Origin of the sequence: Aeoliella mucimassa (genome assembly GCF_007748035.1) — a bacterium.
GTDB lineage: Bacteria > Planctomycetota > Planctomycetia > Pirellulales > Lacipirellulaceae > Aeoliella > Aeoliella mucimassa.
The window spans coordinates 1,713,415-1,727,963 of record NZ_CP036278.1 but is presented as its reverse complement, the minus strand read 5'-3'; the positions used below and the strand labels follow the sequence as shown (position 1 = coordinate 1,727,963).

Here is a 14,549-nt window from a genome sequence, read left to right as displayed (position 1 = left end):
CTAGACTAGTTCTCGCCTTCAGCTTTATCGTCTCCCAGAACTTGGGCGATCGAGGCCAGGCTGACTTTGATTTTAGTGCCGTTATTGTCGTCCACCCGCAAGGTGACCCGACCTGTATCTTTTTGAATATTGGTCACGGTTCCGAACATGCCACCCGAAGTGATCACCTTATCGGTTTCTTTGATCGCTTCGAGCATTCTTGTTCGCTTATCTTGTTCCCGGCGTTGAGGCAATAGCACGATGACGTAAAAAGCTGCGAAAAGCAGCGTGATGAGGATCATCGGGCTGCTGAATAGGCTGGGGGCATCCTTATTGCCATCGGCGGCAGCAGGGGCATTTGCCGCTTCTTGAGCCAAGAGCACTATGGAGGAAAACCAGTCCACTACGACCGCCTATTCGTTGTCAACGAGCGAGCAAGATAACAGAAACGGCCCGGCTGCTCACACATGCCGAGCCCCGGTCCCTAGACCAAAGGGATCATCATAAGTCCTTACGCCACAACGGGGAAGGGGGATTGGAGCAATCCCCAAACTCGCATTGCCCACAACGAATGGAGGGCTTCGCGGGGTTATCACCCCCCCGACTGCCAGCCAGCCAGTTTCTGCTGGCGGTACTCCGCGTAGCGATCCGCGGCAATCGCCTCGCGAGCGCCGGCCATCAGGCGCTGGTAATAGGTCAGATTGTGGATCGACAGCAGCACCGGCCCCAGCATTTCGCCTGCCATGAACAGGTGACGCAGGTAGCCCCGGCTGTGCCGGCACGCGGGGCACGGGCAATCCTCCTCCAGCGGGCGGGGATCGACCTTATGACACTCGTTTCGCAGCCTCACAGGCCCCTCGTCGGTAAATGCCAGGGCGTTGCGGCCGTTGCGGGTGGGCATGACGCAGTCGAACATGTCGACCCCCCGGTACACAGCCTCGATCAAATCCTCCGGCTTGCCGACCCCCATCAGGTACCGCGGGCGGTCGACCGGCAGATGCGGCGTAGTGACCTCGATCGTCGAGTACATCTCCGCGGGGGGTTCCCCCACGCTCAGACCACCAATCGCGTAGCCGGCGAAATCGAGCTCCACGAGCCGTTCGGCCGATTCCTGGCGCAACTCAGGGTCGAGCCCCCCCTGCACAATGGCGAAAATCGACTGATCCTCTCGCCGGGCTGCCTGCTGGCAACGCTCGGCCCAACGCACGCTCCGCAGCATGGCATCGGCAATTGCGGGCCGCTCGGCGGGCAGCGCGATCACGTGATCGAGCTGCATGGCGATGTCGCTCCCCAGCTGCTCCTGGATCGCAATCGACTCCTCCGGCGTAAGGCTCAACCGAGCCCCGTCGATGTGCGACTGAAACTGGGCGCCCTGCTCGGTGATCTTCACCCGCTCGGCCAGACTGAAGACCTGAAACCCGCCGCTATCGGTGAGTATCGGGCCGCTCCAGCCGCTGAACGCGTGCAGTCCGCCGAGCTGCGATACCACCTCGGCTCCGGGTCGGAGTGCAAGGTGATACGTGTTACCGAGGATGATCCCGGCGCCGGTCGCTGCGACCTGGTCGATCACCAAGCCTTTGACCGTGCCGACCGTGCCGACCGGCATGAAGGTCGGCAGCGGAACCTCGCCGCGCGGGGTAGTTAACGTGCCGAGCCGAGCGGCGCAATTGGCATCGGTATGATGCAACTGGTACCGAACCGCATGGGGGGAGGAACTCTCGGGCCGCGGACTGGCTGAATCGTTCGACTCTGTCTCATCCCGCATTCCGAAATCCTCAATTCACCACGTCGAGTCGATCAGTCACCACGCAATTTGAGATTGGCCTGCGTCAGCTTCTCGCGAACTTCGTTCAAGCTGGTCACGCCGAAGTTCTTGCACTCCAGCAGGTCGTCGCCGGTGCGACGAACCAACTCGCCAATCGTGGTGAGACCCAGACGAACCATGCACTTGCGGGCACGCACCGACAGGTTGAGGTCGGATATCGGCCGATCCAGCAGCGCCCGCTCGTCGTCGCTGAGCGATTCGGGATCGTACGGCGGATCCTCTTCGCGGCGTTGGTGAGCAAACTGCCCCAGGTCGAGCCCCTTGGAAGTGAGCATTTCGCGGATTTCGACCAGCGAAGTCTCGCCAAAGTTCTTACTCGAAAGCAGTTCGAGCTCAGTGGTCTCGGTCAGATCCCCGAGTGTCATCAAGCCCATCTTTTGCAGGCAATTTCGGCTCCGCACCGACAATTCGAAGTCGGTCACCGGGATGCTGAGCACCTGGCTCAAGCGATCCTGCTCGCGGCGGGCTTCTTCGTCGTAGTACATGTCCCGCGAAGCGTCGGCGTCCTTAAAGTACAGCCGGGCACGCTTGTGGTTGGGGAACATGTCGAGAATGCGGTTGTAGCACTGCTTCGCACGGTCGAACGCTTGCATATCCTCGTACAGGATACCGAGGTTCAACAGCGTGCCGACATAAGTCGGAAACTGCTTGGCAGCCCGCTCGTAGAGTTCCCGGGCGTAGTCGTCGTTGCCATGGCGATCGTTCTCCAACGCCAGGCCGAACAGCGACCCGCCGTGCGAGGGATCAGCCTGCACCGCACGCTCGAGCAGCGCGAGCACCTCAACGCGGGGAGCACCGAGCACCTGCACGGTTGCCGAACGCTGGTACAAGTACTCTGCGGTTTGCTCCACCGCGCCCGAAAGCGTATCGAGCAGCTTCAGCGACTCTTCCGGCTGCTTCGAGTATCGCAGGGCCTCGGCCTTGGCCAGGGTGACGATATCGCGATCGTAGCCGGCCCGTTGCGAGGCGTCGTACGATTCGACCGCTTCGCTGTACCGGTCGAGGGCCAGGTACGAGCGACCCAGATAGTAGTGCGTCAGGGCACCACCATCGCTGTGCTTGAGAGTTTCAATCGCGTCGGAATAGCGACCCAGCAAATACTGGCACACGCCCAATCGCGCCGACGCAGCGGGCGAGCGGTTTGGCTGTGCTTCGAGATCCTGAACGCCTTCCTTGAGCTCGCGATAATTGGCGTAGTTCTCGGAGATGGCGTGGGTGATTTCCTCAATCTCACGGGGTCCGAATCCAGTGGACGAAACCACCATCGACTTGATTCCGGCAGACGGTGCCTGAGTCATCGACATACTTAGGTTACCTTGGGGGTAGATAGTTGTAAGTCGTAGGTCATCTAACGCCTGTGCGCAGCTCTATCGTGCTACGAGCAGACGCTTCAAAAAGCCGGCGGGGGGAGTCGAACCCCCAACCCCCGCATTACGAATGCGGTGCTCTGCCGATTGAAGCTACGCCGGCGGGCTATATCGAATCCTATAAGTTACCCGTTTGAATAAAGAATCACAATGGGCTTACCACGGGCTTCCAGCGCCCCCCCACCCCTCCCATCCAACCAATCCTGCCACCCCCTCAGGGAGCCCAATCCCCGCACACACGCCGCCCCCCCCTCGGTCGGGTGGGGCAGGTCCCATTCGCTGAGCAAATAGATTCCCACCGCCCCCGAATAGATTCCCAATTTACCCACCGATGGGAAAATTGAATCCGCGCACACTCTACAAAACCAGAGGTTTTCGCGCCCAAATAGATTCCCATTCCCAAAAACGCATCGAGTGGGAATCTATTTTCGCAGTGGGAATCAATCGCAAGTCGTTGATAGGTAACAAGTTGCATCAACACCTCCACGGAAAGTGTCCAAAATAGATTCCCACCCATGGGAAACTATTTTGAGTTGGATGTTGGGAGATGGATGTAGAAATGTCATCTTGAAGGTAGTAGGGTGGGTCCAGGAGCTTCCAGCGACGCAGCCCCACCACCGCTTTACCACACGCGCAGCAGCGCCCCCCACGCAACCGAACATTCGCCTGCGCGCCGATGCTGACATTCATTGGAATTCAAAATCAGCTAAACCATTCCACCCTCCTACAACGAACCACTAACAACAAACAACGGACCAAAAACACCTGTCCATTAGAACACCATCGGTGGCCAATTCCTAGCAAAAACTTGGAAACTTTGAGATCCGAAAATCACTCGAAATCACCCTCCGCTGGCGGAGGGTCGGCCTCTCAGGGCCGGGGAGGTGGGAAGCGGAAAACGCCCCTCACTGTTTCAAATCCGACTTCGATTAGCACCAGAGTACGGCACGACAATCGAGCCAGCATGACAGAGTCGCCGAGCCCGCGGAGATTTTTTGGGTAGCACCGACAGCTGGGCGCACCACGCATGGCCACTCCGAAAAACGCACCACGCCCAGTTGTCGGTGGGCGAAACCCAAGAGGCTACCCCATCCATGATGATCCGCGTTCATCCGTGGCCAGAACGAAACCGCTACCCACGTCCCAGAATACGCGTTAAAGCCGATCTGTAGTTGGGGCTCGTTGGCAGCTCAGTTCTTCGAGTGTCGCGACGCCCCACACCAAGCATCCAACCCACTGCTGGTGATTGGGTAACGTGGCGGATCATCACCTCCGTCATACGATCGGGAAAGGCTGTCGGTGGCACGCCAGTAGCGGAACCCTGCGAGTCAATAATTGGACCCATCCCCGTTTCTTGCCTGCCACTAGTCTCTTTCAGGGCTAACAGGAAGACCGGTCTTGTTGTTAGCCTTTTCAGCAATCAACTTTGCGTGGTCAACAGAGTTAGCATTCATATCGAGTTCCTGACCTAGCCCCAAGATTACTGGCTCTAGCTTAAAATCCCAATCAGGAAAGGGATACCTGGGATCAGTGAGTTGCAATACTTCAAATGGAAATAGTTCTGGAGGAAAATCTGGAGGAATGTCTTTAGCGTATATCCAAATTGGTTTAGACGGGTGTCCTACCAACCTCGTCTTGTGCTCTTCGTACCATTCGAGCCATTGCGGGAACTTCTTGTGAACTTCCATTGGCTGCATACCTTTAAGCAACTCATCCTGTCCAGTTGCATGAACAAGTATGATGAAATCACGAGCATGGCATGCGTAGCTACTGGATTGCCCAGTAAATTCTCTTTGTAATTCTTTAACTTTCTTGTTTAGAACAAGTAGGTCCCTACCATGGAACAGCGCTCTACTATGCACCAGAGAGTCAAAATATCGATCAAGTTTCTTTGGTTCCTTTAAGAAGTCACGTACTTGCGTCTCGCTAACGATGCGAAGTAACTCTTTGTAGTAGCCTTTTGCGATGTTGTCTTTCGGAGTGTTGGGAAACAGCGTATCCACATCCCAATCTGTGGGGTAAAACACATCTGGTGCCATCAGATAGAGTCGAATGTCTACCTCGAAACCGTGCTCACCAAACCCATGGACGAGTTCTCTTACGCGCTTTCCTCCATTTCCTTCTGCAATATCTTCCGAATACAAGTCCCAGAAGAACTTGTTCAATTCCATAGTAAGATCCATCCAGTACATGAGTCTCTCATCGTATTGGAAGTAGCCTTGTCGACTTGGCTCCATGGAGGAGAACTTTTCCCAGTCAATGTAATTCTCCGTCTCATCGGCTAACCCTAGGGTGCATGGAGAAGCCAAAAGGATACAGACGAGCAAGAGGCATGATTGGTGAATGATCGTTTTCATAATAGTTCCTAATAGCTTTTGAACCTAAAATTGGATTCGTCCACATCGCCTGCCATGTTACCATGGCGATAGCCCAAGACTTTCGGACAGCGGCGGGGGCTATTTTCTATTACGCCGCTACGGCCGGGGCGTATTCGGCCTCGAATGCTTCGGGGGTTTTATAACCGAGCGTCTGATGGAGTCGCTGGCGATTGTAGAACACGTCAATGTACTTGAACACGCCGAGGCGCACTGGCTCAAGATTGGCGTATTCGTAGTGGACAGAAAACAGATAAGTCCATCTTAAGCTTCCACTCTCAACAACGGTCGAGGATGGTGCGAGGGTCGTGGGAGCAGAAAGCAGCAGCCCGATAGTCTCCAGTAGTGCTGTCGGGCAATTCATCTTAGCCCTCGTTTTGCGTACCAGATAAAGCGAAGGGGCGAGTGAAAACACGATCCCACGCTAATTGACATCCAAGCCTCTTCGAAGTGATGCGTGGCTTCAGTTTAGCACACCGAAACGCATCCAAGCCATGCAATGGACCTATCGACCACTGCAACTCGTTTCGCATCGGTAGTGGGCGAACCGGTTTGCAGCCTCCTAAATTCCGCCAATCCGCCTCCGGAAGTCCAAAAAGCCCCCATCCCACGACTTATTTACTGGCACCTGGGATCGTGCCCGGTTTATATTCATCTCGACCGGCCCCCTCCTCCCCCCTGCTTGGAACCCCTGCCATGCGTTGCTTCGTTGGCCTTCTGCTTGCTTGCGTGATTGCGTCGCCGGTGTTGGCCGATGAGCCAGCCGAAGCTTCCCAGTGGCAGTCGCTGTTCGATGGCAAGAGTCTCGAAGGCTGGCACGCCAACTTCGACCCGGAGGCCTTTACCATCGAGGACGGCGCCATCCGTGTTCAAGCCTTGAGCGACCGCGCGGCCCACCTGTTCTATGTTGGCGACAACGACAAAGAGCCGGTGAAGTTCAAGAACTTTGAGCTGAAGCTCGTCTCCCGGGCGGAGCCAAACGCCAACAGCGGTGTGTTCCTGCACACGAGCACCAAGCTCCGCACCAAATGGCGACTGCTCGACCAGGGATACGAAGTGCAGCTAAACAACCGCCCCGAGCAACAGAAGACCGGCAGCCTGTACGCGGTGGAGCCTGTGGAAGAAACCGGCATCGACGAATCGGAATGGTTCGAGATGCTGATCCGCGTGAAGGACAAGCAGATCACCGTGAGCCTCGACGGGAAACAGGTGCTCGACTACACCGAGCCCGAGGATCCCAAACGTTCCGCGGATCGCAAAGGGCGCGTCTTCTCCGACGAAGGAGGAGCCATCGCCCTGCAGGCGCACGACTCGAATAGCGTGTGGTACTTCAAAGAGATCGCCATCCGCCCGCTCGATTGAGTTTGCCAAGTAGGTCGATCGCTTCGAGATCGCCGCAATCGCTTCGCCAAACTCACCAACCCTCAAAGTCGGCAGGGCTTCGCCCACCAGCGAGCCTTTTCTAGGACGATTAACAGGCGCTGCGCGCTTGAATCTTGCGAATGCTAGCAGCAATTCGTTGAACCAAAGGCACGTTGGTTCCGAATAAACTACGAAGGAAACACCCAAGGCGGGAGCTGCCCTGGGACTCACTGTTCACGGACGATGATTCGCAACCGATCATGGCAGGCGCGTGCTTATTGCTAGGCACGGGCTCGATGCCGATGGCGAGGTTTGTCCGTGTCTGAAATTGCAAAACTACTTTCCGCGGCGGGATTGCTGTCCGCTGGTTTCTTTGGCGCTTCGTTGTTCGGACCGCCCGCCAGCACGGCCACGCCAACCAGCGAAGGCGATTGGGCCCCGCAACGTTTACAGCCGATTGATGCTGCCCCGGTGCCGTCTGGCACGTTTGCCAATCAAGGTTCGCCGAGCGCGCTGGATACTTCGGTCGCTCCCGCTGGGCATTGGGAAGAACAAGGCGTTGCTTCGGCTCCCACAACGCACGAAGTCGCGCGGCCCAACGTCCCCGCGACCGACAATTCGTTGCCGTTTTCGATTCCTCCGCTCGCGGCCGCGCCGGACAACATCGCCAGAGCCACCCCCGCGCCGACTCCCCCTGCAGCAGCACCGACCAACGCCCCCAGTGACGATCGGCTGGCATCGCTCGAACCACCACCGCTGCTAGAGTCGACTATGTTTGCCGTTCCGCTCAAGCGAACTTCGTTCCCGACGCAGCAACCAATAGCAACGCAGACGCCGCAGCCCAACACGAGCCCTGCACCAGCGGATGCAGGAACCACGGTTGCCGCTAACGGGGGACCAGTTGCGAATCCCTGGAACAATCCCAGCCCCCCCAGCACTGGCATTACGTTGCCGCCGCAAGCGAGTAACTCGTGGAACGCCCCTTCGCTCACTGCCCCCGTGGCAAATCAATCGTGGGACGATGACGAGCCGATTTATCACGTCGTGAGCGATGGCGACAGCCTGGCGAAGCTCGCCGAGCGGTACCTCGGCGATGCGGGCCGCGCTCGGGACATCTACGAGCTAAATCGCGACGTGGTCGAGCATCCCGACCTGTTGCGAATCGGGGCAAAGCTTCGCATCCCCGAGCGACTCCCCGCCGCGCAGCAAGTGAATGTGTTCGATGCGTCCGGCACCGCGGCTGCTAGTTACGCACCGCAAAGTCGGCTGGTGCCGCTTCCCGAGCTACCAAGCGACGTGCGGGCCGCTCCGCGGGCGCGGTTGCAGGCTCCAATCAGCGCGACCTTCTCGGGGGGCTGAGCCGATTGATAATCAGAAATGTGCAAATCAACGACACGCATGGCAATCGCTGTGCGTGTCGTTTTTCTTTGGACTAGTCGCGGCCACGTTTGGTCCAGTCGAAGTCCTTCTTCGCCACATGCACGGTAAGGAACTTGACGATCAGATCCGAAGCTTTGTCGCCACCTTGGGTGAGGAGCTGCGTGCCCTGCAGCTTGGTGCTGGGATCGATCATGGCCAACGAGTGAGGCTCGCCTTCGGGGAGCGAATCGGGCTTGGGATGATAGCGTTCTAGCTGCTTCTCGATGCGTTTCGCATCCGACACGTACGAACGGTCCCCTGACCCGTACATCACCATGAAGGCAATTTGCTCGCGCACTCCGGGGTGACGAAGTGGTTTGGTCATCTGGATTCCGTTGTACGACCACTTCGGCGAGATCAGCACCAAGCCCTTTACGTCCTGGCCTTGCTTACCGACCGCAAGCGGCGGGGCGCTCCAGTCCACTGCGGTCCAGGTCACTCCGACCGAGGCACCCAGTCCGGCGCCGACGATCGACAAACGATTGATATTCAGTTCGCCAGCGTCGTTCTTATCGACCAGGAACTTGCGAACCGCTTCCATATCGTAGGCGGCCATTGCCAGGAAGTCGTTACGCTGAAGCTTGGCGGCATCGAGTTCGCGGACCGCGCCGTTGCGGCCGCGCTGCTTGGTGCTGTCGCCGTGACCACGAAGATCGACAGCCAACACGGCGAACGACTCGTGCTGCACGCCTTCGGCACCATCTTCACTCGTCTGCGGCGTTTGCAACCGGCGAGCGAGTTGGTCGTACACCGCTCGCGAATCCTTGAGATCGGCCAGCAAGATCACCGGCGTGGCATCTTTGCCTGCGGTGCTCTTGTAGTAGGTGGCCGCTATCTGCACGCCATCTTTCGTTTCGAAGGTCACGTCCTTGGGCTCAGGCACGTCTTTTTTCTGAGCCATGGCCGATTCGACAAACGACAGTTGGCTGAGACCAAGAATTACTGCAAGAAATGACAATCGGACGGCTGAAGACATCGAATTCTCGTTCCGTAGCTGCGAGACAAAAAGATTAGTGAACATGGCCCATCTGGAGCCGGATCGGGAAGAAAATGTGCGGGAACTACCGTTTATTATAGCAGCCCTGCCCGGAAGTGGGACAGGAATTGTGCCATCTGGCCGGGGAGAAGTATCCGCCAAAATGGCTTGGCAATTTCGCAAATTTCTACAAAGTTGGTATTATTAAAGACATCGGCGTCCGATTCAGGTTGTCAGCCGCAACCACCGACACTCGCCACGTAATACTCGTCTATGAATCTGGTTCAGAGCCTCAAAACCTGGTGGATCGACTTGACCGGCGGCGAAGAACTGCCGATCGACCGCGAGACCATTTCGTGGCTGGTAAGTCTGGTGCTGCACCTGGCGGTCCTGATTCTGCTGGCCACGCTCGCCTACCTGATTCCGGTGCAGGACGACTTTCTGCTGAGCACCGCCCCGCCGGAAGTCGAGGATTTGCCTCCGATCACCGAGGTGGAGTTCACCGAATTCGATCCGGCCGACATCGGCACTCTGGGCGACGATGCCATGGCCGACGCGGCCGCTGCCGCTCCAGAGCGGGCCGATTTTTCGGAAGTGCTCACCGAGTACGAGCCGCAAGCTTTCACCGGCGAGCTGCCGGCGATGGATGCCGACTTCACCCTGACTACCGCTCCGACGATCGATGATCGCATGCTGGTGAAAGGCTCTGGCAACGTCGGCACCACCGCCGCCTCGGGAGCCGTCGATCGGATTACGAACGAGATTCTCCTGTCGCTTGAACAGCGCCCCACGCTAGTGATCTGGTTGTTCGACGAGTCGGGCAGCTTGCAACCGCAGCGGGAAGAAATCGCCCAGCGGTTCCAACGCATCTACGAAGAACTCGGCATCATCGAAGACTCCGGCAACGAGGCCTTTAAACGCAACGACGATGAAGCGCCGCTGCTGACGGCCGTCGCCTCGTTCGAAGCAAACGTGACGATCCACACCAAGCAGCCGACCTCCTCGCTGAGCGACGTGCAGCAAGCCATGCAAGCGATCGAAGAGAAGGCAGCATTGATCTACAGCGATCAGAACGCGGCGACTGGCCAAGAGAACGTGTTCTCGGCCATCGGCAAAGTGGCCAACCAGTTCCGTCGCTACCGCACGAAGTCGCCGCAACGCAACGTGATGATAGTAGTGTTCACCGACGAAGCAGGCAACGACTATCAGTACCTCGATGCGGCGGTCGACCTCTGCAAAAAAAGCGTGATTCCGGTGTACGTGGTCGGCGTGCCCGCTCCGTTTGGTCGCCGGGAAGCGTTTGTGAAGTATGTCGACCCCGATCCCAGCTACGATCAAAGCCCGCAGTACGTGCCGGTTGATCAAGGCCCCGAATCGCTGATGGCCGAGCGGGTTCAGCTCCGCTACTTTGGGCGGAACGACGAAGACGAACGCTTGGAATCGGGCTTTGGACCGTTCGGGCTATCGCGCATCACCTACGAAACCGGTGGCATCTACTTCTCGGTGCACCCGAACCGTCGCGAAGGGCACGTGAGCCGCAGGCAGACCGAGGCGATGGCCACGCACATTGCGATGTTCTTCGACCCGCTCATCATGCGTCGCTACCGCCCCGACTACGTGAGTGTCGATGAATACAAGCGGCGTCTGGCAAAGAACTCGGCCAAGGCCTCACTCGTGCAGGCGGCCACCTTGAGTTGGACCGAACAGATGGAGGACATCCGGCTACGGTTCCCGAAATACGACGAAGCCGAACTGGCCCGCGACCTGACGCTCGCCCAACGAGCGGCCGCCAAGCTAGAGCCCAAACTGCAACAGCTGACCACCATGATGAAGCGCGGCGAGTCGGATCGCGACAAAATCTCCGAACCTCGCTGGAAGGCCGGGTTCGATCTGGCGATGGGGCGCACGCTGGCCGCGAAGGTTCGGACCGAGGGATACAACACGATGCTGGCCATGGCCAAGCAAGGGATGAAGTTCAAAAACCCTCGCAACGACACCTGGGTATTGATGCCATCCGACGAGGTCTCAACCGGCAGCGTGCTATCCAACGAGGCCGACCTCGCCCGCATGTATCTCGAGCGGGTCGTCGCAGAACACGAAGAGACTCCCTGGGCTTATCTAGCGTCGAAAGAGCTCGAAACTCCCTTCGGCTGGCAATGGAACGAGACGTTCACCAACGTCGTCGCCCGTCGCGAGAATCAAAACAATAACAACAACAATCCGCAGCCGGAGCGGATGCCGAACGTCCCCCCCAAAAAGCCCAGTCGACCAGTTCCCAAGCTGTAGTTCGCCGGAGTTCCCCAAGGTCGATCCCACCAACACAGCTGCTCTGCTATGCTGTAAGCACTGACATTTGGTCGGAGCAATGGTCTCAATCTAATCGCCGAGGGGTGGGGGAACGATGAAGAAGGTACTGATTGTTGTAGGTATCGTCGCTGCCGTATGCATGGTCTCCGTGCTGGGTTTCTTCGTCTGGCTCGGCACCATGCTCGAATCGGGGGCCATGCCCGATACCATGGTGGTCGTGGGCAACAAGCTGAGCAGCCCCGCCCGCAAAGCGATCGACCAGGCGGTCACGATCCGCCCCGATGAGTCGATCCTCTTCTTCTACAGCGCTGGACTCTGGAGTTGGAACGAAGATGGCAGCTTGGTCACCAACCAGCGGGTAATCTCGTATCATCAGGGCGAAGAGGATGGTGAACTCTATGTGCTGGAAGCCGACTACGCTGATATCGAAAGCGTGACCCCCTACTTCAGTGACACCTGGGCTGAAGACTCCTCACTGATCGTTGAGCTCAAGGATGAAAGTTTTTTCATGCTGCAATTCTCCAACGAGGAGGATCTCGACCACTCCGCGATCGACTACGTATTGAAGCAGGTCGAAGCGCAGGGCGGCACCATCGGCGACGACCAAGCGGTCGATCCATTCATGGACGAAGAAGCGGATTACGAGGAACCCGACGTGGAAGAACCAGCCGAGGAGTAAATGGCCGAGCCCTAGTTGGCCTTCCAGCCCAGGTTCTCGAGCACGCCGCTAGCGGCTTCCGACTTGTTAAGCACGTACAGGTGCACGCCTGGCACCCCAGCTTCGAGCAACTGAGCCATTTGCTGCGTAGCGAAGTCGACCCCCACTTGGAACTGGGTGTCGCTTTCGTCGCCGGCGGCTTCAAGGGCCGAGACAAACTCGCCTGGCAATTTGGCACCGCACAGCGAAGTAATCCGCTTGATCTGAGCGAAGTTCGTCACCGGCAGCAACCCCGGCACGATCGGCACGTTGATGCCGAGCGCGACGCAGCGGTCGCGGAACGCAAAGAAGTCGTCGTTCACGTAGAACAACTGGGTCACCACCACGTCGGCCCCCGCGTCGACCTTACGCTTCAAGTTCTCGAGGTCGACATCCAAGCTGGGGGCTTCCACGTGCTTCTCAGGGTAGCCAGCTACCGCGATCCCCATGTCGCTGAAGTCTCGGCGGATATACTCCACCAGTTCGTTCGCGTACTTGAAACCACCTTCGACCGCGGTGAACGAGTCCTCCCCCTTCGGTGGGTCGCCTCGCAAGGCGACGACGTTGTCGACTCCGCGCTTGCGGGCTTCGGTCAGGTACTCGCCTAACTGCTCGGCGGTGCTACCGACGCAGGTCAGGTGGGTAGCCACTGGCAGACCACTCATCTCGTGCACGCGGCCAATGATGTCGAGCGTCTTGTTCTGGGTCGATCCCCCCGCCCCATACGTGCAGGTGATATAGCCAGGCGAGAATTCGAGCAGGCGCTGCACATGCTTCAGCAAGGCTTCTTCGCCAGCTTCGGTTTTGGGCGGAAACAGCTCGAACGACAAGCCGGGCTGATCAGTAGAGTAGATGTCGGCTAATGACATAGAAGTAGGCAATAGGTTCCAGATCGAGGATGGTTCGTCAGTCGGCCATCGTGGCCACCGGCGAGTAGTTTACCACACGTGAGTCCCCTTTGCGTGGGGGACTAGCCGGAAGAATCGCCATAACCCGCATGAAAAACGGGTACCAGCCGAGGGTAACCACATTCCCCCCGCACGATCTCCGCGGCCATGTGCTGGGTGGACTAACCTTGGAAAGTATTCATGCAATTTATGCTTTTATTCCCGTGTCGCTTCCTACCCTCGCTAGCTTTCTCATGAGCTCCACTTTGCTTTTCGTATTAGCTGGTTGCCTACTGGGCTTAGTGCAGATGGCCATCGGCATCGCCATTGGTGTCTGGCTTCGTAGCTCCAGCACCGATAGTCGCAACGCCGATCTTCGGCGGACTCGCTCAGTGGCTCTCGAACTGCATCGCTTGACTCAGAAAATTGGCACCAGCGTATCGGATCATCGGGATCGCTTCGAGAAAATGGAGTCGCGACTCCAAGAGTCCCCCGGCGGTCGGCACAATCCAACGACTGATCTGGTGGCCGGCGTCGTCGGCGAGATTCTGGCCGCGAACCGGCAACTACAAACCGAGTTGCATCAGGCCGAGCAACAAATCGCCGATCAGGCACGCGAAATCGAATCGCACATGACCAGTGCGCTGACCGATCCCCTGACCAAGCTCCCCAACCGCCGTGCACTCGACGACCAAATGGCGAACCGATTGCGCGATTATCGCAAGCTTGGCACCCCGTTCTCGCTACTGATGATCGACGTCGACCACTTCAAGGCGATCAACGACGACTTCGGACACCAGACCGGCGACGAAGTACTGGCCGGCATGGGAGGCGTGCTTCGCGCGTCGCTCCGCCGGCACGACTTCGTCGCCCGCTACGGCGGCGAAGAGTTCGCAGTGATCCTGCCCCACTCCTCGCTCGACGAAGCGCAGTGCGCGGCCAATAAGGCCCGCGAGGGATTCACCCAACTTTCCGACCTGTTCGCCCACCTGAAGCGCAACATCACCGTTAGCGGCGGTTTGGCAACCATTCAACCTGGCGAAGAACTCGATCACCTGATCGCCCGCGCCGACGAGGCTCTCTACCTAGCCAAGCGGAGCGGGCGAGACCGGACCTACATGCACGATGGACTAATCTGTCGTGAGCTGGATGAAGAATCTCTGACTGAAGGCAACGGCCTCGATTCGTCGGCCGCCAGCAGTGCCCCCACTAAGGACACGCTGAACTCGCTGCCGACTTCGGCCGCCATGGCAACCGCTTGCAGCGACCTGAGATCCGCCGTATTTGGCTCCGCAGATTCTGCGAAGTAGTTCTGCAGTGGGATGCAAACTACCTATCTTACGGCAGGGGCCGCG

The 14,549-nt window shown here is 58.1% G+C and carries 12 protein-coding genes and 1 tRNA gene; 5 read left to right on the top strand and 8 right to left on the bottom strand.

Going from position 1 to position 14,549, the window contains the following annotated elements:
* Positions 1–5 precede the first annotated feature (5 nt).
* The 6 genes from yajC to Pan181_RS06890 all read right to left on the bottom strand — a co-directional run bounded on the left by yajC (position 6) and on the right by Pan181_RS06890 (position 5,910).
* Positions 6–383, bottom strand: coding sequence for a preprotein translocase subunit YajC (gene yajC / locus Pan181_RS06915; protein WP_145246132.1), 378 nt, complete (start codon positions 381–383; stop codon positions 6–8).
* Between the two features lie 188 nt (positions 384–571).
* The gene (gene tgt / locus Pan181_RS06910) at positions 572–1,744 is read right to left on the bottom strand and encodes a tRNA guanosine(34) transglycosylase Tgt (RefSeq protein ID WP_145246131.1); all 1,173 of its coding nucleotides are present in this window, start codon (positions 1,742–1,744) and stop codon (positions 572–574) included.
* Positions 1,745–1,776: 32 nt separating this feature from the next.
* Complete coding sequence (locus tag Pan181_RS06905; protein WP_145246130.1) at positions 1,777–3,108, bottom strand: DNA-directed RNA polymerase subunit alpha C-terminal domain-containing protein; 1,332 nt, start codon at positions 3,106–3,108, stop codon at positions 1,777–1,779.
* A 92-nt stretch (positions 3,109–3,200) separates the two neighbouring features.
* Positions 3,201–3,274, bottom strand: a tRNA-Thr gene (locus Pan181_RS06900).
* 1,261 nt (positions 3,275–4,535) lie between these two features.
* The gene (locus Pan181_RS06895; protein WP_145246129.1) at positions 4,536–5,528 is read right to left on the bottom strand and encodes a hypothetical protein; all 993 of its coding nucleotides are present in this window, start codon (positions 5,526–5,528) and stop codon (positions 4,536–4,538) included.
* Positions 5,529–5,637: 109 nt separating this feature from the next.
* Positions 5,638–5,910 carry an IS3 family transposase gene (locus Pan181_RS06890; protein ID WP_145246128.1) on the bottom strand — a complete coding sequence of 91 codons (273 nt, stop codon included), beginning with the start codon at positions 5,908–5,910 and terminating at the stop codon, positions 5,638–5,640.
* Positions 5,911–6,242: 332 nt separating this feature from the next.
* On the opposite strand from Pan181_RS06890, the gene Pan181_RS06885 reads away from it, so the two are divergent.
* Entirely contained in the window at positions 6,243–6,908 is a 666-nt protein-coding gene (locus tag Pan181_RS06885; RefSeq protein ID WP_197528996.1) for a 3-keto-disaccharide hydrolase, read from the top strand.
* Positions 6,909–7,226: 318 nt separating this feature from the next.
* Positions 7,227–8,267, top strand: a complete 1,041-nt coding sequence (locus Pan181_RS06880) for a LysM peptidoglycan-binding domain-containing protein (RefSeq protein ID WP_145246126.1) — start codon at positions 7,227–7,229, stop codon at positions 8,265–8,267.
* Between the two features lie 73 nt (positions 8,268–8,340).
* Here Pan181_RS06880 and Pan181_RS06875 read toward each other — a convergent pair whose 3' ends face one another.
* Complete coding sequence (locus Pan181_RS06875; protein WP_145246125.1) at positions 8,341–9,303, bottom strand: alpha/beta hydrolase; 963 nt, start codon at positions 9,301–9,303, stop codon at positions 8,341–8,343.
* Between the two features lie 273 nt (positions 9,304–9,576).
* On the opposite strand from Pan181_RS06875, the gene Pan181_RS06870 reads away from it, so the two are divergent.
* Both Pan181_RS06870 and Pan181_RS06865 read left to right on the top strand, forming a co-directional pair.
* Positions 9,577–11,589: a vWA domain-containing protein gene (locus tag Pan181_RS06870; protein WP_145246124.1), complete on the top strand. Its 2,013-nt coding sequence runs from the start codon at positions 9,577–9,579 to the stop codon at positions 11,587–11,589.
* A 115-nt stretch (positions 11,590–11,704) separates the two neighbouring features.
* Complete coding sequence (locus Pan181_RS06865; RefSeq protein ID WP_145246123.1) at positions 11,705–12,289, top strand: hypothetical protein; 585 nt, start codon at positions 11,705–11,707, stop codon at positions 12,287–12,289.
* Between the two features lie 11 nt (positions 12,290–12,300).
* Here the strand turns inward: Pan181_RS06865 and metF are convergent, their stop codons facing one another.
* Entirely contained in the window at positions 12,301–13,176 is an 876-nt protein-coding gene (metF, locus tag Pan181_RS06860; protein WP_197528995.1) for a methylenetetrahydrofolate reductase [NAD(P)H], read from the bottom strand.
* A gap of 284 nt (positions 13,177–13,460) precedes the next feature.
* On the opposite strand from metF, the gene Pan181_RS06855 reads away from it, so the two are divergent.
* Positions 13,461–14,504: a GGDEF domain-containing protein gene (locus Pan181_RS06855; protein ID WP_197528994.1), complete on the top strand. Its 1,044-nt coding sequence runs from the start codon at positions 13,461–13,463 to the stop codon at positions 14,502–14,504.
* Positions 14,505–14,549 lie beyond the last annotated feature (45 nt).

What these genes read in the sequence shown, in the direction of transcription:
- tgt (WP_145246131.1), bottom strand. Translation starts at nt 1,744, where the DNA reads ATGCGGGATGAGACAGAGTCGAACGATTCAGCCAGTCCGCGGCCCGAG.
- Pan181_RS06905 (WP_145246130.1), bottom strand. Translation starts at nt 3,108, where the DNA reads ATGTCGATGACTCAGGCACCGTCTGCCGGAATCAAGTCGATGGTGGTT.
- Pan181_RS06895 (WP_145246129.1), bottom strand. Translation starts at nt 5,528, where the DNA reads ATGAAAACGATCATTCACCAATCATGCCTCTTGCTCGTCTGTATCCTT.
- Pan181_RS06890 (WP_145246128.1), bottom strand. Translation starts at nt 5,910, where the DNA reads ATGAATTGCCCGACAGCACTACTGGAGACTATCGGGCTGCTGCTTTCT.
- Pan181_RS06885 (WP_197528996.1), top strand. Translation starts at nt 6,243, where the DNA reads ATGCGTTGCTTCGTTGGCCTTCTGCTTGCTTGCGTGATTGCGTCGCCG.
- Pan181_RS06875 (WP_145246125.1), bottom strand. Translation starts at nt 9,303, where the DNA reads ATGTCTTCAGCCGTCCGATTGTCATTTCTTGCAGTAATTCTTGGTCTC.
- Pan181_RS06870 (WP_145246124.1), top strand. Translation starts at nt 9,577, where the DNA reads ATGAATCTGGTTCAGAGCCTCAAAACCTGGTGGATCGACTTGACCGGC.
- Pan181_RS06865 (WP_145246123.1), top strand. Translation starts at nt 11,705, where the DNA reads ATGAAGAAGGTACTGATTGTTGTAGGTATCGTCGCTGCCGTATGCATG.
- metF (WP_197528995.1), bottom strand. Translation starts at nt 13,176, where the DNA reads ATGTCATTAGCCGACATCTACTCTACTGATCAGCCCGGCTTGTCGTTC.